General features: G+C 69.7%; 19 protein-coding genes. 7 read left to right on the forward strand and 12 right to left on the reverse strand.

Annotation, left to right across the window (positions count from 1 at the left end):
• Nucleotides 1-8 precede the first annotated feature (8 nt).
• The 6 genes from EFY87_RS15310 to hflX form a co-directional block, all read right to left on the reverse strand.
• Entirely contained in the window at nt 9-854 is an 846-nt protein-coding gene (locus EFY87_RS15310; protein ID WP_123272352.1) for an ABC transporter ATP-binding protein, read from the reverse strand.
• Nucleotides 855-909: 55 nt separating this feature from the next.
• Nucleotides 910-1986, reverse strand: a complete 1077-nt coding sequence (locus EFY87_RS15315) for a FecCD family ABC transporter permease (RefSeq protein WP_123272353.1) — start codon at nt 1984-1986, stop codon at nt 910-912.
• A 58-nt stretch (nt 1987-2044) separates the two neighbouring features.
• The gene (locus EFY87_RS15320) at nt 2045-3106 is read right to left on the reverse strand and encodes a FecCD family ABC transporter permease (protein WP_123272354.1); all 1062 of its coding nucleotides are present in this window, start codon (nt 3104-3106) and stop codon (nt 2045-2047) included.
• A gap of 113 nt (nt 3107-3219) precedes the next feature.
• Nucleotides 3220-5445 (reverse strand): ATP-dependent DNA helicase, encoded by a 2226-nt coding sequence (locus EFY87_RS15325; protein WP_123272355.1) that lies wholly within the window; start codon nt 5443-5445, stop codon nt 3220-3222.
• Nucleotides 5446-5609: 164 nt separating this feature from the next.
• On the reverse strand, nt 5610-8279 hold the full coding sequence (locus tag EFY87_RS15330) for an MGH1-like glycoside hydrolase domain-containing protein (protein ID WP_342769128.1): 2670 nt from the start codon (nt 8277-8279) through the stop codon (nt 5610-5612).
• Between the two features lie 39 nt (nt 8280-8318).
• Entirely contained in the window at nt 8319-9881 is a 1563-nt protein-coding gene (gene hflX / locus EFY87_RS15335; RefSeq protein ID WP_245988680.1) for a GTPase HflX, read from the reverse strand.
• A 93-nt stretch (nt 9882-9974) separates the two neighbouring features.
• Between hflX and EFY87_RS15340 the strand changes: the two genes are divergently transcribed.
• Nucleotides 9975-10619 (forward strand): class I SAM-dependent methyltransferase, encoded by a 645-nt coding sequence (locus EFY87_RS15340; protein WP_181445500.1) that lies wholly within the window; start codon nt 9975-9977, stop codon nt 10617-10619.
• Between the two features lie 69 nt (nt 10620-10688).
• Here EFY87_RS15340 and dapF read toward each other — a convergent pair whose 3' ends face one another.
• Together dapF and miaA are read right to left on the reverse strand one after the other, a co-directional pair.
• Nucleotides 10689-11573, reverse strand: a complete 885-nt coding sequence (gene dapF, locus EFY87_RS15345; RefSeq protein ID WP_123272358.1) for a diaminopimelate epimerase — start codon at nt 11571-11573, stop codon at nt 10689-10691.
• 25 nt (nt 11574-11598) lie between these two features.
• Entirely contained in the window at nt 11599-12528 is a 930-nt protein-coding gene (gene miaA / locus EFY87_RS15350; RefSeq protein WP_123272359.1) for a tRNA (adenosine(37)-N6)-dimethylallyltransferase MiaA, read from the reverse strand.
• Nucleotides 12529-12575: 47 nt separating this feature from the next.
• Between miaA and EFY87_RS15355 the strand changes: the two genes are divergently transcribed.
• The 6 genes from EFY87_RS15355 (at nt 12576) to EFY87_RS15375 (ending at nt 17512) form a co-directional block, all read left to right on the forward strand.
• Nucleotides 12576-13523: an acyltransferase domain-containing protein gene (locus tag EFY87_RS15355; protein WP_123272360.1), complete on the forward strand. Its 948-nt coding sequence runs from the start codon at nt 12576-12578 to the stop codon at nt 13521-13523.
• Nucleotides 13524-13561: 38 nt separating this feature from the next.
• Nucleotides 13562-13693 carry a hypothetical protein gene (locus tag EFY87_RS21195; protein ID WP_281276211.1) on the forward strand — a complete coding sequence of 44 codons (132 nt, stop codon included), beginning with the start codon at nt 13562-13564 and terminating at the stop codon, nt 13691-13693.
• Between the two features lie 166 nt (nt 13694-13859).
• Complete coding sequence (locus EFY87_RS15360) at nt 13860-15893, forward strand: S53 family peptidase (RefSeq protein WP_123272361.1); 2034 nt, start codon at nt 13860-13862, stop codon at nt 15891-15893.
• A 237-nt stretch (nt 15894-16130) separates the two neighbouring features.
• Complete coding sequence (locus tag EFY87_RS15365) at nt 16131-16433, forward strand: hypothetical protein (RefSeq protein WP_148043362.1); 303 nt, start codon at nt 16131-16133, stop codon at nt 16431-16433.
• Nucleotides 16434-16484: 51 nt separating this feature from the next.
• Nucleotides 16485-16778: a DUF2470 domain-containing protein gene (locus EFY87_RS15370; RefSeq protein WP_245988682.1), complete on the forward strand. Its 294-nt coding sequence runs from the start codon at nt 16485-16487 to the stop codon at nt 16776-16778.
• Between the two features lie 83 nt (nt 16779-16861).
• A complete protein-coding gene (locus tag EFY87_RS15375; protein WP_123272363.1) occupies nt 16862-17512 on the forward strand; it encodes a biliverdin-producing heme oxygenase in 651 nt (216 codons plus the stop codon).
• 9 nt (nt 17513-17521) lie between these two features.
• Here EFY87_RS15375 and EFY87_RS15380 read toward each other — a convergent pair whose 3' ends face one another.
• The 4 genes from EFY87_RS15380 to EFY87_RS21200 form a co-directional block, all read right to left on the reverse strand.
• On the reverse strand, nt 17522-18319 hold the full coding sequence (locus EFY87_RS15380) for a heme ABC transporter ATP-binding protein (protein WP_123272364.1): 798 nt from the start codon (nt 18317-18319) through the stop codon (nt 17522-17524).
• Entirely contained in the window at nt 18316-19440 is a 1125-nt protein-coding gene (locus EFY87_RS15385) for a FecCD family ABC transporter permease (protein WP_245988683.1), read from the reverse strand. The genes EFY87_RS15380 and EFY87_RS15385 overlap by 4 nt, the downstream gene beginning before the upstream one ends.
• Complete coding sequence (locus tag EFY87_RS15390; RefSeq protein ID WP_123272366.1) at nt 19437-20564, reverse strand: heme/hemin ABC transporter substrate-binding protein; 1128 nt, start codon at nt 20562-20564, stop codon at nt 19437-19439. Before EFY87_RS15390 ends, EFY87_RS15385 begins: the two co-directional genes overlap by 4 nt.
• Before the next feature lie 140 nt (nt 20565-20704).
• Nucleotides 20705-22642 (reverse strand): HtaA domain-containing protein, encoded by a 1938-nt coding sequence (locus EFY87_RS21200; RefSeq protein WP_148043363.1) that lies wholly within the window; start codon nt 22640-22642, stop codon nt 20705-20707.
• Nucleotides 22643-22693 lie beyond the last annotated feature (51 nt).

Genomic DNA, 22693 nt, shown 5'->3' on the forward strand with positions numbered 1-22693 from the left:
GCAGCGGGTCAGTCCTGGACGCTCCCACTCTTGCGGCCGCGCGGCACCACCAGCGGTATGCCGGTGCGCGGGTCTGCGACCAGGTCGGCAGTGAGCCCGAACACTTCGTGCAGCAGCTCCGCGTCGAGCACGTCGACTGGATCCCCTTGCGCCACAACGCGTCCCTGCCGCATCACGACCAGGTGGTCGCTGAACCGGACGGCGAGGTTCAGGTCGTGCAGCACCATCGCGACGGTTGCGCCGCGTTCCCGGTTGAGGCGGCATACCAGCTCCAGCACGTCCACCTGGTGGGCGAGGTCGAGATAGGTCGTCGGCTCGTCCAGCAGCACCAGATCGGTGTCCTGCGCGAGCGTCATCGCGATCCAGACGCGCTGCCGCTGACCGCCGGAGAGGGCGTCGACCGGCCGGTCGGCGAGGCCGAGGATGCCGGTCCAGCGCATCGCGTCGGTCACGACCTCCTCGTCGCCGTGCGACCACTGCTGGAACCACCGCTGGTGCGGGTGCCGCCCCCGGCCGACCAGGTCGCGCACCAGCAGACCTTCCGGCGCGATCGGACTCTGTGGCAGCAGCGCCAGCGTCCGGGCCAGCTGTTTGGCCGACAGCGCACCGATCGGGGCATCGTCGAGCCGCACCGTGCCCGAGGTGGGGGTGAGCAGCCGGGACAGCGTGCGCAGCAGGGTCGACTTGCCGCACCCGTTGGGCCCGATGACGGACGTGACCTTGCCGTCCGGGATGCGCAGTGACACGTCGTGAACGACGGGCTGCTCGCCATACCCGACGGTGACGGCGTCGGCGACGAGGCGGGCTGCCACGTCGGTGGCCGGAGCGGTCTTCGTGGTCGTCGTCTGGCTCATTGGGGTCCTCGCGAACTATCGGGGAAGCGAAGCGGCGGAGAACTTCGTGGGGTTCTCATGATTGAGTCCTTCGGGTGCGGATCAGCAGATAGATGAAGTAGGGCGCGCCGACCAGTGAGGTGACGACGCCAACCGCCAGACCGGTCAGCCACAGGCGCGTGATGACGTCGGCCGCGAGCACCAGCACGGCACCGGCGAGCGCCGAGGTCAGCAACGGCGGACGCGACGTGCCGACCAGGCGCCGGGCGATCTGCGGGCACACGAAGGCGACGAATCCGATTGGCCCTACAGCGGATACGGCGACTGCGGCAAGCAGCACGGCGCACAGCAGCGCGATCGCCTGGGCGCGGCTCGGCCGCACCCCGAGCGCGTGTGCCGTGTCGTCGCCGAGTTCGACGATGTTGAGGGCCGACCCCTGCCAGAGGGCGCAGGGAGCCACCACAGCGACGACGAGGAGCAGCCACCACGCGTTGCCGCTGGTGACCCCGCTCAGCGACCCGGACAACCAGACCTGCGCGGACGCCGCGGTCTGCAGCCGCGCCGCGACCAGCAGCCAGGACGTGCATGCCGTGAGTGCCGCCGCGATCCCGATGCCGACCAGCACCAGCCGGCGCCCGTCGAGACCGCCCCGCCACCCGGCGGCATACAGCAGTGCGGTCGCGGCGAGCGCCCCGCCGAACGCTGCCAGAGGTATGGCGAGATCGGCGCCCACTCCCGACGGCGCACCGGTGTCCGCCGCGGCGAACAGCACGATGTAGCCGACCGCGCCGGCGGCAGCGCCGGCGTTGACGCCGATCACGTCGGGGCTCGCGAGCGGGTTGCGGGCGATCGTCTGGATCAGCGCTCCGGACAGTCCGAGTGCCAGACCGGCGAGCAGCGCGACCGACGCCTCGGGCAGCCGGACATCCCGGACGATGAAGGCATTCACCCCGGAGGTGTCGCCGAGCAGCGCGCGGACCACATCGGTGAACGGGATGTTCAGGTCGCCATACGCGAGGTCGACGACGAGCAGCGCGGCCATCAGCAGTGTCGTGACTGCCGCACACCAGACCGCACGCGGGTGGACCCGCCAGGACGCGCGGCCGACGCGCAGGGCCGGTCGCAGCCGGGTTGTGGTGGTAGCGCTACTCATACCGGGGTCCCCTCGAAGTATCGGAGGAGCGAAGCGGGGGAGAACTTCGAGGGGTAGCTCATAGCTGAACCAATCGGGCACGACGGACCAGCAGCACGAAGACCGGCCCGCCGACGAGCGCCATGACGATGCCGACCTGCACCTCGGCGCCACCGGCGATCACGCGGCCGAGGATGTCGGCGAGGGTGAGCACGATCGCGCCGATCAGGCCCGAATAGGGCACGACCCAGCGGTAGTCGGGTCCACAGACCAGGCGCGCCACGTGGGGGGCGACCAGGCCGAGAAACCCGATCGGCCCGCACGCGGCGACGGCGCCGCCGGTGAGCAGCATGACCGCGCAGATGCCGAGGAACTTGTGCAGGCCGGGCCGCACCCCCAGCGCCCGCGCGGCGTCGTCGCCGAGTTGCAGCAGGTTGATCGCCGGGGTGCACACCACCGTGAGCACGACCCCGAGCGCGAGGAACGGCAGCACCTGCCAGAAGACGTCCAAACCACGGCCGGCCGCGGAACCGACCACCCAGAAACGGTATTGGTCCAGTGTCGAGACGTTCGACGTGATGATCGAGGTGATGATCGCCGACGCGAGCGCGCTGACCGCAGCGCCGGTGAGCACCAGAGTGAGCGGCGATGGGCCGCCGCGCAGCGCGCTGATCGAGAAGACCAGCCACGCGGTCAGGCCGGCGCCGAGCAACGCGAACCAGCCGTAGGCGACCGGCGAGCTGATGTGCAGCCAGAAGATGGCGAGTACGACGGCGAGCGAAGCTCCCTCGGAGATGCCGAGCAGGCCGGGGTCGGCCAGCGGGTTGCGCGACTGCCCCTGCATGAGCGCACCGGAGAGGCCGAGCGCGAGCCCGACGACGATCAGCAACGCGGTGCGTGGCAGCCGCAGCTGCTGAATGATCGCCGCCGCCTGCGAGTTGTCCGGAGCGAACAGTGCGCGGACGCTCGTCGTCGGTGAGATGCCGACATTGCCGATCATCAGACTCAGCACTGCGCACACCAGCACGCCGACGACCAAAATGCCGACGACGCGCCACGAGCCCGTGCGCACCCCCGGCACTGACGAACTCGCCTGTGCTGATGGCGGATTCGCCGGATCAGCCTTGTCCAGGATGGTCACACGGTCTCCATTGCCGACTCGCCGGCGACCGGGTCGGCCACCGAGATTCCGCAGGCAAGGTTAGCCTTACCAAATACGAGATGCGAGCCCGGCTCATTCTCCGCGACCGACGATCAGCCGATCCCCAGCTGCACCAACCGTTTTCGTATGTCGTCCGCCGGCCGGTCCAGATGCTCGGCGAGCTCGGCGAGGTCCAGCCCGAGGTCGGCCCCGTCGCGCAGTTCCTCGTCGTCCTCGGCGCTCCAGCCGTCGGAGGCAGGCGGGGCCGCATCGACGGCGCGCGGGGCGACCGGCGTGTCCGGGAGTTCCGGGGTGGCGTCGGCCGGCTCGTGATACGGCTCATCGTCATCGACCTGCTGCGCCTCGTCGGCGGCCTGCTCGACCTCGGCCTGCGGAGTCGGCTGCTGCCTGGCGAGCTCGTCCAGGCGGGTGAGCGCCTTCAGCACGAGTGCCCGGTCGGTGGTCGGCCAGAACGGCGGCAACGACTTCTGCAGGAAGCCGGCGTAGCGCGCGGTAACCATCCGGGTGTCGAGGAACGCCACCACGCCCCGGTCGGCGCTGCTGCGCACCAGCCGGCCCGCGCCTTGGGCGAGCCGCAGCGCCGCGTGGGTCGCCGACACCGCCATGAACCCGTTTCCGCCACGCCGGGCGATCTCCTGCGAGCGCGCGGAAGCGAGCGGGTCGTCGGGTCGCGGGAACGGGATGCGGTCGATGATCACCAGCTGGCAGGCCGGCCCGGGGACGTCGACGCCCTGCCAGAGAGTCAGCGTGCCGAAGAGACAGGTGCGCGGGTCAGCAGCGAATTGGCCCACCAGAGTGCGGATCTGGTCGTCTCCCTGGCACAGGACGGGTATGTCGTCCCCGAAGCGCTGCCGCATCTCCTCGGCCGCGGACCGCGCTGCCCGGGTCGAGGAGAACAACCCGAGAGTGCGGCCGCCGGCAGCGCGCACCAGGGTCTCGATCTCGTCCAGCGCCGCCGGCGAGGTGCCGTCCCGGCCGGGCGGCGGGAGTTGAGAGGCGACGTACGCGATGGCCTGCCGGGGGTAGTCGAAGGGTGACCCGACGTCCAGGCCGGTCCACTGCGGACCACCCTCACCGCGCAGTCCGAGGGTGCCGGCCACTGAGTCGAAGGAGCCGCCCAGCTCCAACGTCGCCGATGTCATGATCACCGTGCGATCGCCGAACACCTTGTCCCGCAACAACATTGCGACACTCATCGGCGCAACGCGCAGCACGGCGCCGCGACGCGGGTCCTGGGACACCCACACGACGTCGAGCTCCCGGCCTTCCAGGATCCGGTCGCAGTTGTCGAAGATCTCGTCGATCGCGGCGCGGGCAACCTGACGGGAGGCGTCGTTGTCGGTGGGCGACGCCGGTTTGAGCTCGCTCTGCACCGAGCGTGCGGCGTCGCGGACCCGGGTCAGCGCCAGCGCCAGGTTGTCCGGGAGCCCGAGCAGGCGCCCCTCCGCCATACCGCCGAGCAGCTCCTGCAGCAGCTCCCCCGCCTCACGCATCGCCGACGCGTCCGCCATCCGGCCACAGCGGCGGGCGGCGGTCGAGATCATCCCGCCGGTCACCTCGTCGGTGATGGTCGACGTGACCCGGTCGACCAGCTCGTGCGCCTCGTCGACGATGAGCAAGTCGTGCTCGGGCAGCATCTGCCGGCCCTCGAAGGAGTCGATCGCCATGAAACTGTGGTTCGTGACGACGACGTCGACCTCCTTGGCGGCGGCACGCGAGCGCTCGACGAAGCATTGCTGGACCATCGGGCACTTCGAGCCGAGACACTCCTGCGCCGACACCGACACCTGCCGCCAGGCCCGCTCGCTGACGCCGGGCACCAGCTCGTCGCGTTCGCCGGTGTCGGTCTCCTGTGCCCACTCGCGCAGCCGCACGACCTCCTCACCGATCCGGCCCGCTGCCCGGTCGACCTCACCGACGTCGAGGAGCGCGTCTTCCTCGTCGGGGTAGCCGCCTTCGATCTTGTGCAGGCACAGGTAGTTCCGGCGGCCCTTGACCAGGCCGAAGGTCGGCCGACGCCCGATGAGCGGCGCAACCGCGTCGGCGATCCGGGGCAGGTCGCGGTCGACGATTTGTGCCTGCAGCGCGAGCGTCGCGGTGGCCACGATCGCCGGCTGCCGCGTCTCGACCGCGTGCCGGATCGCGGGGACCAGATAGGCGAGCGACTTGCCGGTGCCGGTGCCGGCCTGGACGAGCAGGTGGGTCCCGCTGCGCGCGGCCTGGTCAACCGCCCGCGCCATCTTCTGCTGCCCGGGCCGGTCGGTGCCGCCGACTCCTCCGACGGCAGCGTCCATCAGTGCGTCGAGGTCGGCTGGCATCCCCTCAGCGTATGCGGTCCGCGCCCGGCGTGGTCACCGTCCACAGCCCTCGTGATCGAGAGGACCCCTTATGCACCGAGCGGACCCCTTGTGACCACTATTTTTCGGGTCCGCTCGTGACGGAAGGGGTCCTCTCGATCAGCGGGCGCGGGTGGTCGGAGCACTCAGTCGGTCGCGAGGCCGCGGCAGATCAGGTAGGCGACGAGGGCGGTCCAGCCGGTCTGGTGGGTCGCACCGAGCCCGGATCCGTCGTCGCCGTCGAAGTATTCGCTGAACGTCGGGTGCGGGTCCCACAGCGGCCCGCTCGGATACCACTTCGGCGTCCCGGGGCGTCGCCCGCCGGCGGCGGGCCGGAAGAGCTGCACCATCCGGTCCATCAGGTCGTTCGTCACCTCCGCGAGACTGTGCTGCTGCCCTGACCCGGTCGGATATTCCACGCGGAACTCCGGATAGGCCTCGGCATACACACCGAGAGCATCGACCAGCAGGAAGTTGACCGGGAACCACACCGGGCCGCGCCAGTTGGAGTTGCCGCCGAAGAGGGCGCTGTCGGACTCGGCCGGGTTGTAGCGGATGGCGAACTCCGTCCCGTCGACCGCCATGCTGAACTGCTCCCGGTATGCCGCGGACAGCGACCGTATGCCGTGCGGCGACAAGAACTCCGCCTTGTCGAACATGCGGGTGAACAGCCGCGTACGCCGGTCGTGCGGCACCAGACCCATGGTGATGCGCTGGTCGTCATGCCGCTCGTGATGGCGCAGCACTTCGGCGAGCGTGGTGTCCCGGCGTTCCAGCCAGTGCACCTCATCGAGCAGTCCGGGCAGTTGCGCGACGACCAGCGGATGCACGGATTCGACTGCGATCAAAGGCAAGAGGCCTACCAGCGAACGCACCGGCAACTGCTGGCCGCCGCCGTCCGGACGCACGACACTGTCGTAGAAGAAGCCGTCCTGCTCGTCCCACAGCGAGATGCCGCGGCTGCCGAAGTCGTCCATTGCCTGCGCCAGCCGCAGGAAGTATTCGAAGAACGTCCGCGTCGTGCCGCCCCAGCTGTTGTCGTGCCGCGACAACTCGACGGCGATGCGCAGCATCGACAGCGAGTAGAAGGCCATCCAGCTGGTCGCGTCGGACTGCTCCAGGCGCAGGCCGTCCGGCAGCGGCTGGGATCGGTCGAAGAGCCCGATGTTGTCCATGCCGAGGAAGCCGCCCTCGAAGAGATAGGAGCCATCGGCGTCCTTGCGGTTGACCCACCAAGAGAAGTTCAGCAGCAGCTTCGTGAAAACCTGCGTCAGGAACTCCCGGTCCTCGTCTCCCGCAACGGAATACACCAGCCAGGCCGCCCAGGCATGCACGGGCGGGTTGACGTCGTCGAAGTTCCATTCGTATGCCGGCAGCTGGCCGTTCGGGCGCTGCGCCCACTCCCGGATCATCAGGTCGATCTGGTCCTTGGCGAACGCCGGGTCGATCAGTGCCAGCGGCACCGTGTGGAACGCGAGGTCCCAGGACGCGAACCACGGATATTCCCACTCGTCCGGCATCGAGATGACGTCGGCCAGGTCCAGGTGCGTCCAGCCGGCGTTGCGGGCGCCGCGTTGCTGCCGGGACGCGGGCGGGGTGGGTTGCGCCGGATCGCCTTCCAGCCATTCGCCCACGGCATACCGGAAGAGCTGCTTGCCCCACAGCAGTCCGGCGAACGCCCGGCGGGCGATGTGCGCGTCGACGTCGTCGACGCCGACCGGCAGCACCTCACGATAGAAGTCGTCCGCCTCCTGGCCGCGCTGCTGCACGACGGCGTCGAAGTCGCCGAACCCGCTGCTCCCCGGCGCTTCGAAGTATGCCGAGGCAGGCACACTGCCGGGCTCGATCGCGGTGAGCCGCAGCCGCACCGTGCGGGTCTCCCCCGGCGCGAGATCGTCCAATTGCCAATGGAATCCGACTTTCGTCCCATGATCGTCGCGCACTGCCGAGGTGTCGCCATGCACGATCGCCCGGTCGAGGCCGTCCTTCGGGCACTCCGGCCCGTCGGAGACGCCCCAGAGCGTTCTGCTGTCGGATTCGTTGTCGCAGAAGAGAATCCGTGGGGTTCCGTCGGCTTCGAGCCGGTAGATGCCGAGCCAGGCGTGCCGCAACTGCACCACCCCGTCGGCGAGCCGCATCTCGGGGGTGCGGTCGTCACGGCCCCAGGCCCAGGTGTTGTGGAACCATGCCTGCGGGATCAGATCGAGCGACGCCGGGTCGGGGCCGTGATTGGTGACGTCGACCGACATCAGCAAGTCGGTCGGTGATGCCTTCGCGTAGGTGACCGCGACGTCGAAGAACCGGTCATCGGCGAGCACGCCCGTGTCGGTCAGTTCGAACTCCGGGTCGTTGCGGGTGCGCGCCGCATTCGCCTGGCGCAGTTCGTCATACGGGAAGGCCGCCTGGGGGTAGCGGTAGAGCCAGGTCGCGAAGGAGTGCGTCGGCGTGGCGTCGGTCGGCCACCACACCTCCTTGACGTCCTCGCCATGGTTGCCCTGCGCGTTGGTCAGCCCGAAGAGCCGCTCCTTGAGGCGGTCGTCGGCGCGGTTCCAGAGCGCGACGCCGAGGTTGAGGAAGCCGAAACGGTCGCATACCCCCGCCATACCGTCCTCGCCCCAGCGGTAGGCGCGGCGGTGCGCATCATCGAACGGCAAGTAGTCCCAAGCGTTTCCGTCAGCGGAGTAGTCCTCGCGCACAGTTCCCCACTGGCGCGCGGAGACGTAGGGACCCCACAGCCGCCACGGGCCGTCGGCTCCGGGCGACGAGGCGAGTCGTGCGTGTTCGGCGGTGGCGGCGGCGTCCGGTCGAGAGCTCACGGGTTCGATGGTGCCAGGTCCGACTGGGATCAGGTGCCGTCACCTGAGGTCGGGGTCCCCGCGAAGTATTCGGGGGAGCGAAGCGGAGGAGAAACTTCGTGGGGTGACGGTGAAGTCGGCGAGCTCCGCCTCCAGCGTCGGGGTGACCTTCGCATGCACGTGCGTGCCGTCGGCGGTGTGCTCGCTGGAGAGCACCTCGCCGTCGTCGTGGATGCGCGAGAGCAGGTCGCCACGGCTGTAGGGCAGCAGCAGCTCCATCCGGATCTGCGGACGCGGCAGCTCCCGGTCAATCAGCTCCAGGAGCGCCTCGAATCCCTCGCCGGTGCGCGCCGAGACCGCGATGGCGTGCTTCTCGGCGCGCAGGATGCGTTCGACGACCTCCGGGTCGGCCAGGTCGGCCTTGTTGACGACCACGACCTCCTTGACGTCGTCCGCCCCGACGTCAGCGAGAACCGCGCGCACGGCGGTGATCTGCGACTCCGGATCGGGGTGCGATCCGTCGACGACGTGCAGCACCAGGTCGGCGTCACCGACCTCTTCGAGGGTGGACCGGAACGCTTCGACCAATTGATGTGGCAGCTCGCGGACGAACCCGACGGTGTCGACCAGCGTGTAGCCGCGCCCGTCCGTGGTCTCGGCACGGCGCACGGTCGGATCCAGCGTCGCGAACAGCTGGTTCTGCACCAGCACGCCGGCACCGGTGAGCCGGTTGAGGATCGAGGACTTCCCGGCGTTGGTGTAGCCGGCAATCGCGACCGAGGGCACCTGCCCGGCGCGGCGCGAGCCACGTTTGGTGTCGCGCATCGTCTTCATCCCCGCGAGCTCGCGACGCAACTTGGCAATGCGCGAGTTGATGCGGCGGCGGTCGAGCTCGATCTTGGTCTCACCGGGACCGCGCGAGCCCATGCCCTGACCGCCGGCGGCCTGGCCACCGGCCTGCCGGGACATCGACTCACCCCAGCCACGCAGCCGCGGCAGCAGGTATTGCAGCTGGGCGAGTTCGACCTGCGCCTTGCCCTCCTTGGACTTTGCGTGCTGGGCGAAGATGTCCAGGATCAGCGCGGTGCGATCGATCACCTTGACCTTCACGACGTCCTCCAGCCCGCGGCGCTGACTGGGGGTCAGCTCCGTGTCGGCCACGACCGTGTCGGCGCCTTCCTCGATGACGATGTCGCGCAACTGGGCGGCCTTGCCCGAACCCATCCAGGTGCCGGGGTCCGGCTTCATCCGGCGCTGCAGCACTCCGGCGAGCACCGTCGAGCCGGCGGTCTCGGCAAGCGCGGACAGTTCACGCAGCGAGTTCTCCGCGTCCTGCGTCGTGCCCTCGCCCCAGACTCCGGCGAGCACGACACGCTCCAGGCGCAGCTGGCGGTATTCGACCTCGGTGACGTCCTGCAGTTCGGTCGACAGTCCACCGACCCGGCACAGCGCGGCGCGGTCCTCACGGTCGAACTGGTCACCGTCATAGGACTGCTCGACCAGAAAGCCGTCGGCGTCATACCGCGGGCCGAGGTCGGCCTCGTCGGCGAGAGCTTCGGCGCGACCCTCGAGCACGTGTGAGCGGGCGGTCATCGCGCCTCCATCGATGTTGCGTTCAGTCATGTTCCCCATATCGTCTCAGGGTTCAACACGCGGGGCGAACGCATTAATCCACGGCGCCGCTCGCGCAAGCGGCGGAAGATGCAGAAGATCCCGATGCCCACCACCCTGCCGTATGGCGCTGGGGTAACCTCCCGGACGGTGAGCGACCACTACTTCTCCGCGGCTCCGGCGAGCGCCGACGAACGGCGCACGATCAACGTGCCGCTGGCCGGGCGCACTCGCGCGGTCCGGGTGGCTCCGGGTGTCTTCTCGGCCGATCGCATCGACGAGGGGACGAGTGTGCTGCTGCAGCACGCGCCGGCACCGCCGGATACCGGCACCTTCCTGGACCTGGGCTGCGGGTGGGGCCCGATCGCGCTGACCCTCGGGTTGCGCTCGCCCGCCGCAGCGGTGTGGGGTGTTGACGTCAACGAGCGGGCGCTCGGCCTCGCCCGCGACAACGCGCGATCGCTCGGCCTGCCGAACGTGCACGCGGTGAGCGCTCAGGCCGTGCCGGCAGATCTGCGGTTCGACCTGATCTGGTCCAACCCGCCGATCCGGGTCGGCAAACAGGTCCTGCACGAGTTGCTGCTGACCTGGCTCCCGCGGCTGGCTGCCGACGGCGTCGCCTACCTGGTGGTGCAGCGCCACCTCGGCTCGGACTCCCTGCAGCGCTGGATGACCGAACAGGGTTATGCCGCAACGCGGTTCACGAGCGTGAAGGGTTTCCGGATCCTGCGCGTCGAGAACCCGGGCTGAGCGGCGAGCCGTACTCTGCGCGTCCCGAAGGCGCGACGGTCGCGAGCACGGGACGAGGCCGGCGCCCGGTCAGCTATCCGGCAGCGCCACCCGGCCGCGGGCGATGATCTCCGCCGGTCCGGACAGCAGCACGTGGCCGCCGTGCAGCCGTATGCCGAGGCGACCTCCCGGGACGTCGACCCGCCAGTCGAGCTGGTCGACGGGCGCACCGGCCCACCACCAGGTCGCTACGACGGCTGCAGCCGCACCGGTGCCGCAGCTCTGGGTCTCACCGACGCCGCGCTCGTGCACTCGCATCGCAATGTGCCCCGGGCCGACGGCTCGCACGAACTCCACGTTGGAGCCGAGCTCGGGATGCGGGTCGACGCGGGGAGGAAGCGTGAGATCGATTGTGCTCAGGTCGAATTCGGGCGGCAGTGCAACCACGGTGTGCGGGTTGCCCATGTCGACGCTCAGGGCCGGCAGCGGCTCAGGTGCACCCACGGCCTGCACGACACTGTCGCTGCCGCGTTCGTCGGCCACGTCCTCGCGGGAGAGGCGCCAGGCGCCCAGGTCGACCTCGAACCCGTCGGCACCCGCCGTCATCCGCTTGACGCCGTCGCGGGTGGCGATGTCGAATTCGGCGCCACTCTCCAGTCCGTGCTCGACGAGGTACTGAGCAAAGACCCGGGTGCCGTTGCCGCACATCTCGCCGATCGAGCCGTCCTGGTTGCGGTAGTCCATGAACCAGCGCGCATCCCCGGCACCGGCACGGACCTCCTCGGGTGCATGCTCCACCGGCACGACGCGGATGACGCCGTCGCCGCCGATGCCGCCGCGCCGGTCGGCCAGGAAGACCACCTCGTCCGCGGTCAGCTCCGGCGCACCGTCGAGCGCAGGCACCAGCACGAAGTCGTTCCTGGTGCCATGTCCTTTGGCGAATTCGATCGTCCTCACCAGGACATTGAAGACCATCGGGACGTGCCCGGGCCGTCCGGTGTCAGGCGCCGGACGGCGTGTCCGCGGTCCGCACTGCCGCGAGCGCCCGGTCGAGCAGGTCCGGGGCGTCATACGACAGCCAGCGGATGCGCTCGTCCGGGCCGAACCACGACTCCTGTCGGCGAGCGAACTTCCTTGTCAAGGTTGCTGTTTCGGCTTTCGCTTCACCCTCGGCAAGTTCGCCGTCCAGCTGCCGGAGCGCCTGTGCGTAGCCGATCGCGCGGCTCGCCGTGCGTCCCTCGCGCAACCCGTGCCGGTCGAGTTCGCGCACTTCGTCGAGGAAACCGGCGCGCCACATCCGCTCGATCCGCATCCCGATGCGCTCGTGCAGCACCGGCCGGTCGATGCGCAGCCCGAGCATGACTGCAGGCTCGAGGAATTCGCGTTTCGGCAGAGTTGCGCTGAACGGCTCGCCGGTCAGCTCGATCACCTCGAGCGCTCGCACGATGCGCCGGCCGTTGGTCGCCGGGATCTGCTGCGCTGCGGCCGGATCCGCGGCGACGAGCTGCGCGTGCAGCGCCGCTGCGCCGGCCTCGCCCAGGCGTGCTTCCCATCGGGCGCGGGTGCCCGGGTCGGTCGGCGGGATCCGCAAATCGTCCAGTGCGGCGCGCACGTAGAGTCCGCTGCCGCCGACCAGGATCGGCACGGTGCCGCGGCTGCGAATCTGCGCGATCGTCTCCCGCGCATCCCGTTGGTATGCCGCGACATTCGCCTCATCACGCACATCCAGCACGTCAAGCAGGTGATGCGGCACACCACGGCGCTCCTCGACGGTCAGCTTGGCAGTGCCGATGTCCATCCCACGGTAGAACTGGGACGCGTCGGCGTTGACGATCTCTCCGCCGAGTGCCAGCGCGAGGGCGATGCCGAGATCCGACTTGCCGGTCGCGGTCGCTCCCACGACGGCGACGATCGGCAGCTGACTCGGCATACCGCTCAGTGTGACAAAGTAGCGCCGCCCACTCCTACGATGGGCCGATGACTTCCGCGCTCGGCACCGACCAGGTGCGCGCCCGTCTCACCGGGGCGGCGCTGCACCGCGCCTTCGACTACTTCGCGGTGCAGCAGCCGGATGTCGACGACTTCGCTTCCGCCGCAACGAAAATCGCCCACGACACAATCTGGCTGGCCCGCGTGGCCCGCACGGCGGACCGGCTGCGTGCCGGCATGGGCAGGTTCCTCACCATGCGGCAGGCCCTGCTGCCGTCGGCGTTCGACCCGCAGGACCCGGCCGAGCCGCTCGAGGCACGGTTCTTCTACCCGGTGGCGTTCGCCGCGACCCTGCCGGACACCCTCGCCTTCCACCGTTCGCGAGCCATTCCGGACAGCGCATCCCACGCGATCCTGGCGGACCTCGGTGCCCACCTGCGCATCTTCGAGCAGACGTTCGGCCACACCGGACTGCACGTGCAGAACTGGTTCACGCTGCACCTGCGCGGCATGATCTACGACTTCGGCAGACTGCAGGCCGATCTCGAAAAGCTCGACGCTCCAGCGACATTCGTGCGCGCTGCCGGGGTGCCGGTGGTGAGCGGGTCAGTAGTTGCTGGCATACACATCCCGGCACGCGGACCGCTCGCCCCCGCCGAGGTCGACGACTCGCTCGCGCGCATCCGCCCGTTCTACGAGCGGCACTTCCCTGAGTTGCCGCCGCCCTCCACCGCCGTGTGCCACAGCTGGTTGCTCGACGAGCAATTGACCGACCTGGTCCCGGACAGCAACATCGCGCGCTTCTGCGCCCGGTGGCGCCCGATCGGTGAGCCCACCGACGGTGACGAGTCGGTGCGCAACTTCGTCTTCCGGAGGCCGTATGCCGACCCGGCGGATCTCACGAGCACGACCCGTCTGGAGCGCGCGGTCCTGGACCACTGGCGCAGCGGCGGCCACCTGCGGCAGCGCTGCGGCTGGCTGAAACTGCCGAGCTGAGGTTCCGTCGCGCAGGAGAGTGCGCGACAGTGGAAGGTATGAGTAACCAGCCCGACGATTACGACCTCGAGGAAGAAGAAGTGGCGACCGAGGAAGGCATGCCGCTGCCACCCGGACGGGACGACGCGAACCAGCCGATCGACGAGCCGGCCGAGCGCGACGGATCTTAGTGCGCAGCCGTCCTGACAGAGGCGAAACGATGCTCCCTTTTGGCTGGCAGTTACCCGGCAGTTCCGTGTGAGTTTTGGCGCATGGGACCGCCACAGTCGCTCCCGGTCATAGGTTCACTGCGGCGTCCTATCCGACGTCACTCTTGAGAGCCCTAGGAGCATCCACATGCCCAGATCCCGTTCCTCTGCACGCGCGGCCACAGTGGCCGGTGCGGGCGTCCTCGCCCTCGCATTTGCCGCGAGCCTCGGCACCGGCACCGCCCACGCGGCCGGCAACACCAACCGACGGGTCGCCGTCGGGTCGGGCACGAATGTCGCCGCGATCCCCGGCGCCCGCGTGGTCGGGACCGCCGCTTCCCGCGCCCCGGAACAGGTTTCGTTCATCCTCAAGGAGCGCAACAAGGCCTCCCTCGCGGCACAGGTCGAGCGCGGCTTCAACCACCACATCGGCGTGGCGAAGTTCGCCGCGAGGTACGGCCAGAGCACCGCGTCGATCCACCAGCTGACCCACTACCTGGCCACGTTCGGCATCAAGACCTCGGTCTACCGCGACCATGTCGATGTCACCGCCCGCGGCACGGTCGGGGAGTTCAACAAGGCGCTGGGCGTGCACCAGGAGAACTACACCGTCCCCGCCCAGGCCGGCCGCGCCGGCAGCGGCCGCATCCCGGCCCAGGTCGTCCGCGGCACATCCCAGCGGCCGCAGCTGCCCACCAAGGTCGCCGACAACGTGCTCGCGGTGCTCGGCCTGTCGACCTACAGCCCGTTCACGTCGGACGCGACGCACGTGTCCGGGATCGCCGGCACGCGCTCGCGGATCTCGGGGAACCCGACCAGCAAGGGCATCAACTGCGTCCAGCTCAGTGGGTCGCCGTACGGCTGCAACACCCCGTCCGACTTCGTCGCGCGCTACGGCCTGGCCAGGGCCGAGAAGGCCGGCGACATCGGCAAGGGCCGCACGGTCGGCATCGTGACGCTGGCCGCGCTCGACAAGGGCGCGCCGCAATACTTCTGGTCCCACGTGATGGGCCTGAAGACGAAGCGGAAGGTCACCGTGCAGAACATCGACGGCGGCCCGGGTGCGCCGAGCGACGCCGCGGGCACCGGGGAGACCGATCTCGACGTCGAGCAGTCCGGTGGCGTCGCCTCCGGCGCGAACGTCGTGGTCTACCAGGCCGCCAACACCGACAACGGCTTCGCCGACGCCTTCTTCACCGCGGCAACCCAGAACAAGGCCGACTCGGTGTCCAGCAGCTGGGGCGAATCCGAGACGGTCATTCACGCATCGGTGGCCACCGGCGTCGAAACCCCGACGTACCAGGCGGCATTCGACGAGGCATTCCTGGAGATGGCCGCCCAGGGGCAGTCAGCGTTTGCCTCCGCCGGGGACGAGGGTGCGTATGACGCCACCGCCGACCTCAAGACCACCAACCTGGCCGTCGACTCGCCGGCCGACAGCCCGTACATCACCTCGGCCGGCGGCACGACCCTGCCGATCTCGGAGACACTGACCAACAAGAAGACCGGGGCCAAGGCCTCGTTCGACGTCACGAACGAGCGCGCCTGGGCCTGGGACTACTTGTGGAAGCCCGTGGCGACCATCAACGGCACGACCGAAGCCGCAGCGGCCAACAAGCTGGACACCGGTGGCGGCGGCGGCTTCAGCACGGTGGAGCCGCGCCCGTCCTACCAGCGCGCACTCGTAGGCCGCTGGTCCGCGGTCCCCTACCTGACGCCCACCGGCTACCAGACCGTCAGCGGCATCACCGAGCCGACCACCTGGCGCTTCAACGGCTCTCCGAAGGTCATTTCCCGGGCCACCAGCAGCGGCCGCGCCGAGCCGGACGTGTCGGCAGACGCCGACCCGTACACCGGTTACCTGCTCTACGAGCCGAGTGCACCGTCGGGCAAGCCCGCACTGCAGGCCGGCTGGGGTGGCACGAGCTACGTCGCGCCCCAGCTCAACGGTAGTGCCGCGGTGATCGACTCCGCGCTCGGGCACCGGGTCGGGTTCCTCAACCCGGCGCTCTACCGCCTGGCCGCCGGCATCGCGTCGCCGATGCTCCCGCTGAACCGCGCGGGCACGACGAACGACAACCTCTACTACACCGGCACACCGGGCACGAAGTACAACCCCGCGACAGGTCTGGGCACCCCGAACCTCGGACAGCTCATCACCGACCTGAAGTGGAACTGGTGACCTCGACCGAGTCGGCCTCACACTGAGGCCTCTTCGGAACAACCCGCACCGCACCGGATCCGCCGGGTGGCCTCGCGCCACCCGGCGGATCTGTGTCGTATCCGGGCCTTGACCTTCCTGCGGGTCGAAGGTCCAGAGTTGCCGGTATGACGACCCCCACCGCTGAGTCATGAGCGAGCGCAGCGAGCGACCAGACGGCTCAGGGCGAATGCACACCCCGACGAAGGAGGGATGTGCATGACCGTCCTGGTTCATCTCTGCCGCGCCTGCGGGCACCAGCAGGCTTGGCACTCGCCGCGCTGCGCCGGCTACACCTCGTGCCACTGCTGTCGCACCGACCAGTGCGAGCCGACGACGGAACCCGTTGTGCTGCCTACGTTTTCGTTCCCGGGGTGGCACGTTGAGCCGCTCGTTGCGCCGGGCACCGTGCGCAATGCCGGGACCATGCACGCATCGCAGACCTGTGCGTGCGCCGCGTGTCTCACGGCATACGAACGCCTGGCCGCGCAGACCCGGCAGGGCGACGCGCTGGCCGGCTGACGGACCGCCCCGCACCGGCCGGTGCGGGGCGGGCGATGCGACACTGCTGCCGTGCAGACGTTTCCCCAGGACGTGGTCGACGCCGTCCTCCACCACATGAACACCGATCACGCCGGCGACAACCTGGTGATCGTCCGGGCCTTCGGCGCTCCGGACGCCGAGGCGGCCCGGATGACCGGGCTCGATTCCGGCGGCGGCGACTGGGCCGCAACGGTCGCGGGCGCCGACGTGCCCGTCCGGATCAGCTGGCCGCAACCCGTCACGGAGCGGCCCCGGATCCGCACTGCGGTCGTCGATCTCTACCAGCAGGCCTGCTCGAAGCTCGGGCTGCCAAGCGAGCACTGAGCCCGCTCCCGGGCCGCGTCCGGTTGCGACACACCCTCCTTCCAAATAAGGTTAGGCGTACCTTTCTAACCAGGAGGAGCGTCATGGCAGCGCCATCATTCTCGGAGTCCTTGCGGGCTCGCACGTGGGCGAGCCACGGCGACAGCGAGGGCGCCGGCTTCATGCGCGACCTGATGACCGGCGAAGGCACCCGCGAGGACTACGTCGCCCTCGCCGCACAGCACTATTTCGTCTATGACGCGCTCGAACACGACATCGACCGCGTGGCGAACGACCCGATCGCCCGCGAGTTTCTGACCGACCGGCTGACCCGCATGCCACCGCTGACCGCCGACCTGGAGTTTCTGATCGGGCCGGACTGGCGATCGCAGGTGCGCCCGCTGCCGGCGACGGTCCGCTACACCGAGCGCATCCGCGAACTGGCTACCGGCTGGCCCGGCGGGTTCGTCGCGCACCACTACACGCGCTACCTCGGGGACCTGTCCGGCGGCCGGGCGATCCACCGCCGGATGCGCAAGCTCTTCGGCTTCGACCTGGACGGCGTCCGGTTCTACGTCTTCGACCAGATCCCGGACCCGGCGGCCTTCAAGGCCGGCTACCGCGAGCGCCTGGATGCCGCAGCATGGAGCGAGGACGAGCGCGAACGTGTCATCGACGAGGTGCTCTCGGCATACCGCTTCAACATCGAGGTGTTCGAGGATCTGCAAGCCGCGAAGACCCCGGCGGCCGTATGACGCCAGCCGTCACGACCCGGTGCAGACCGGGTCGCGACGGACCGGACCGACATGCAAGCGGCCATCGCGATCGAAAACCTCGATGGGAGTGCCGTAGACGTCCGAGAGGGTGGCGGACGCGCAGACCTCCGGGACCGGACCGCTGGCCCGCACCCGTCCGTGCTGCAGCAGGACCACCCGATCGGCATACGCTGCCGCCGCATCGATGTCGTGCAGCACCAGCCCGACCGCGGCACCCCGCCGGGCGAGCGCACGCACCAGCGCCAGCGTGGCCTCGGCGTGCGCGATGTCCATCGCGGCGGTCGGCTCGTCCAGCAGGATCACGCTTTCTTCCGTCACCGGTGTTGCCTGCGCGACGACGCGTGCGAACGCGGTCAGCTGCCGCTCCCCACCGGACAACGTGGTGACCTCACGGTCCTGCAGGTGCGTCAGCCCGGTGGTCGCGAGCGCGTCGGACACGACGCGATCGACGTCGGATTTCAAGTCGCGCCAAGGGATTCGGCCCATGGCGACCACCTCGCGCACCGTGAATGCGAACGCGACTGTCGCATCCTGTGGCATCACGGCGCGGCGCCGAGCCGCGTGCTTGACCGACAACCGCCGCAGGTCGTGGCCGCCGAGCCGGGCAGTGCCGGAGGTCGGCCGCACCGTGCCGGCCGCGATGCCGAGCAGGGTGCTCTTGCCCGCACCGTTCGGGCCGATCACGGACGTGACCGTGCCCGCCTCGAACGACACCGAGGCGTCGTCGACGATCGTGCGATGCCCGCGGCTCACACTCACAGCGGCGAGGGTCAGACCGGTCGTCATCGCGCCCCCACCCCGTGCCCGCGCAGCGTGCGGCGCAGCAACAACAGGAAGACCGGTCCGCCGGCCAGTGCGGTGAAGATCCCGATCGGCATGTCCGCGAACGGTATGACGGTGCGCGCCGCGATGTCCGCCGCCTCCAGGAGGACCGCACCGCCCAGCGCGGACAGCGGCACCAGATGTCGGTGCGACGGCCCGACGAGCAGCCGGATCGCGTGCGGCACGATCAGCCCGACGAAGGCGATGACCCCGCCGAACGCGACGGCGGCACCGGTCAGCAGGCAGGCCAGCAGGATCGCGACGATGCGCAGGCGTTCGACGTTCACCCCGCTGGCGGTGGCGGATGCGTCACCGAGCGCGAGCGCGTCCAGGCGGCGCCGGATCGCCATACACCCGGCGAAACCGGCCGCGAAGACGGCCGACATCCACACGACTCCTGACCAGGACGCGTCGGCGAGGCTCCCGAGCTGCCAGAAGATGACTTCCTCCCGCGCGGAGGTGTCGCCGAGGAAGATCAGGAAGCTGGTCGCGGACGCGGTGATCGCGTTGACGGCGATGCCGGTCAGGACGAGGGTGAGCACCGCCGCCTTGCCGCCACCCTGGGCCAGCGCCCAGACCACGAGCGTGACCAGCAGCGCACTCGCGAATGCTGCTGCCGGCAGCAGCCACGGGGTGTCCACCGCGGCGCCGGTCACAATAACGAGAGTCGCGCCCACCGACGCCCCCGAATTGACGCCGATGATGCTCGGCTCGGCGAGGGGGTTGGCAAAGACGCCCTGCATGACGGCACCGGCGACGGCGAGGGCCGCGCCCGCGACCAGGCCGAGGGCCACCCGTGGGAAGCGGATGTTCCACAGGACCGTATCCACCTGCGAACGCTGGCCGTCGAGACTGTGGAACAGGCCGCGCCCGAAGGAGGACACCACCTGACGGGGAGTCGCGTCGAACTGTCCGACCGACGCGGACAGCACGGCAACCACCACGACCGCGACCACCAGCACCACCGTCACCAGCGCGACCCGAGACGCACGCGACGGCCCCCGCCGGCCGGCCGGCGCAGGCAGCGGTGCTCTCCCGGACGCCTTCGTCGGTGACACCGTGCTGTCCATCGTCGATTGCGTCACGAGTTATCGGTGTAGATCGCGCGCGCGAGGGCGACCAGGATCGCAGGAGTCCGGGGACCGTAGGACAGCAGCTGGCTGTCGGCAGCCATCACGATGCGGCGGTGCTCGCCCGCGGTGGTCGCCGACACACCCGGGCGCTTCAGCAGCCCGCTCACGCCGCCGGTCGAGGCGACGCCCTGGCTCATCGCGAGCAGGATCTCGGGATCGAGGGACACCAGGCCCTCGGCGCTCGCCGGCTTCAAGGTGGTGATGCCGTGCTTCGCGGCGACGTCGTCCAGCCCGAGCGTGTCGATCACGTCGCCGGCTCCGTAGTCCGCGCCGAGGATGAAGAAGACGCCCGCTGTCCCGCGCACGTAGAGCACGGCAGCGCGAGGCTTGCGCGGCGTCTTCGCCCGGAGCGCGGCGATCGTCCGACGCGCCGCGCGCAGTTCGTCGTCGGTGTGCGCGGCCAGCTGGGCGGCCGCCTGCGACATACCCAGCGCCCGGCCGACCTGCTCGATGGCCGGCCGGATTCCCGACAGGTGCGGCACCTGGGCGAAGCGGACGACAGTGACGCCCGCCGCCTCCAGCCGCCGGTATTCGGCCGCGTTGCCGATGGTGGTATTGGTCAGCACCACGTCCGGGCGCAGGTTGAGCACCGCTTCGACGTTCAGGTCGTGACCGTCGCTGGTCACCACCGGCCGGTCGTGCAGCACCCGCTGGGTGTCGGAGTTGGACCGCCCGACGAGTCGTTGTTGCAGCCCCAGCCCGATGACGGTGTCGGTCAGCGTGCCGTAGAGGTCGAGGGCGAGGATCCGCTTCGCACTGCTGACGGTGATCGTCCTGCCCGTCGAATCCTTGACCCTGGCCGGTAGCACCGGCCGGGCGTCACGGACGACGGGCACCATGTCCGGGATCGTGTGCGCCGTTGCGGCACCGGTGAGGGTCAGCGCGTTCTCGGCGGAGGCCGCAGTTGCCGCCGAGGCGGTCGGTGCGGCGCCACTCGCCGGCGCGGTCGCCCTCGCGGCGCCGACGGTGCTGCCCGTCGCGGACGGTCCGGCCGCTCCGCCGGAGCCGGCTGCCGCGCAGCCACTGAGCAGTATGGCAACCGCGGCGGCCACCGCGGTCAGGGAATACGTTCTCATGCAATGCCTTTCGGGGTTTGCGCGCTGCGCGCCGGGAGACCTCGGCACCTGCCGATCCGGAGCGGGTCACCTGCGGGAGCAGGTGACCCACCCCGGATCTGTGCGGGCTGCGAAGCGCCGGACCGGTCAGGGCTCCGGTGTCAGTCGCGCTCGCGGGCGAAGCGGCGCACAGTCAGCAGCAGCACCAGCAGCGAACCGATGCCGATCAGCGCCCAGCCGGTGGTGCTACCGGCGCCGCCCGCCACCGGGTGACCGCCGGTGTTGACGCTGGCTCCGCCGGCGTAGCTACTGCCGTCCGCGTTGACCCGGTTGCCCTGCGCGTCGTGGCACACCTGCTGGCTCGACCCACCGGTGCCGCCGGAGATCGACACCGTCGCCGGATCCATGCTCTGACCCGCGCTGTAGAAGCCGGCGAAGGCCTTCGCACCGGCCGCCGTCAGCGCCACCGAGGCGCTGCCACCGGAGGCTCCGAGCGAGGAGAACCGCAGGTTGGCAACGGCGATCCCCCGACCACCCGTCGTGTTGCCCTGCATGTCCTGCGACGCCACATCCGCAACGAGCACACCGGAATTCGACCCGGTCGTCTTGATTCGCAGCTGCGAGATGGTGAGGTCCAGCAGACCGCCGTGGCCGGTGAAGTGAACGGCCCCAGGGAAGGAAAGCTGTCCGCCGGTCAGGGACCCCGACCCGGCACCCCACTGGAAACCGTTGCCGGTGCGGGTCGCCCCGTGGGAGGTGCTCACCGAACCCTTGGCGATCCCTCCTTGGACGTAGCTGACGAAGGACGACTTGACGCCCCAGGACAACTGCACGCTGCCGGCCGTGCCAGGGATCCGCTGCACAGTGCAGATGACCGACGACGTACCGGTCCCCGGGTTGCCGGAACCGCCGTTCGTCGGTTTCGTGGCACCCGAACCGCCACCGTTGTCGGAGCCACCCGAGCCGGTGTCGCCGGAGCCACCGTTGTTGCCGGGGTCTCCACCGTCGCCGGGAGCACTGCTCGCGCCGCCGAAGAGCGCCTCGTGCTGCGCCGCGGTCAGCGTGACCTTCTCGGTCGCAACCTTGGTGCTGTCCTGGATCAGGCCGTGGGCGGACCACACGATCACCTCGTATGACGCCGTGGCCTTCAGCTTCGACACCGGTGCGGTCAGCGTCATCGTCAGCGTGCCATCCGCGGCGATCCCGCCACCGAACGGCACGAAGGTCACCGCCGGCGGCAGCCCCTGGTCGGCGTTGATCTGCGCATCCGTCATTGTCTTCGGGTCACGCAGTGCGACATACACACCGGCGACCGCGCCGCCGGTGGACGGCTTCGGCAGCGCCGTCTTGGTGTAGCCGGTGCCGCGCACCTGCAGCGTCAGCCCGTGCGCGGCGTTCGCCGAGGCGACGGACACCGTGGTCTGCTGCTTGGCGCTCGGAGTCGGAGTCGGCGTGGGCGTCGGAGTCGGCGTGGGTGTGGGAGTCGGCGTGGGCGTCGGAGTCGGCGTGGGTGTCGGAGTCGGCGTGGGTGTCGGAGTCGGCGTGGGTGTCGGAGTCGGCGTGGGTGTGGGAGTCGGGGTGGGCGTGGGGTCCGGGAAGAGCTTGTCGTGCTCATCGGCGGTGATCGTGACCTGCTCGGTCGCGACCTTGGTGCTGTCCTGGATCAGGCCGTGCGCAGACCACACCACCACTTCGTAGGATGCGTCCGAGTTCAGCTTGCTCACCGGCGCGCTCAGCACCTTGGAGAACGAACCATCCGCAGCAATCCCGTAGCCGAACGGCAGGAACGCCACCGCCGGCGCCAGGCTCTGATCGGCATTGATCTGCGCATCACTGGTCTTCGTGTCACGCAACGCGACATACACGCCAGCAGGCTGACCACCGATCGACGGCGCCGGCACCGAATCCTTCGTATAACCAGTGCCTTTCACGGTCACGGACAAACCGTCCTGCGCACTCGCACCGGTCACCGACACACTCGTCGATGTCGATGCGGCGTGGGCAGGTGGTGATGAGAGGACGACTCCGGCGACCGACAGCGTGACGACCGTCAGCCAGCAGGCTACATTCCTCCACCACCCGGTAGGGCGGCTCTCCACGATTGTTCTCCTTCAGCTAGGTGAGTTGTGCGGGATGTGTTCTGACGGGGT

Origin of the sequence: Flexivirga caeni (assembly GCF_003724155.1) — a bacterium.
GTDB lineage: Bacteria > Actinomycetota > Actinomycetes > Actinomycetales > Dermatophilaceae > Flexivirga > Flexivirga caeni.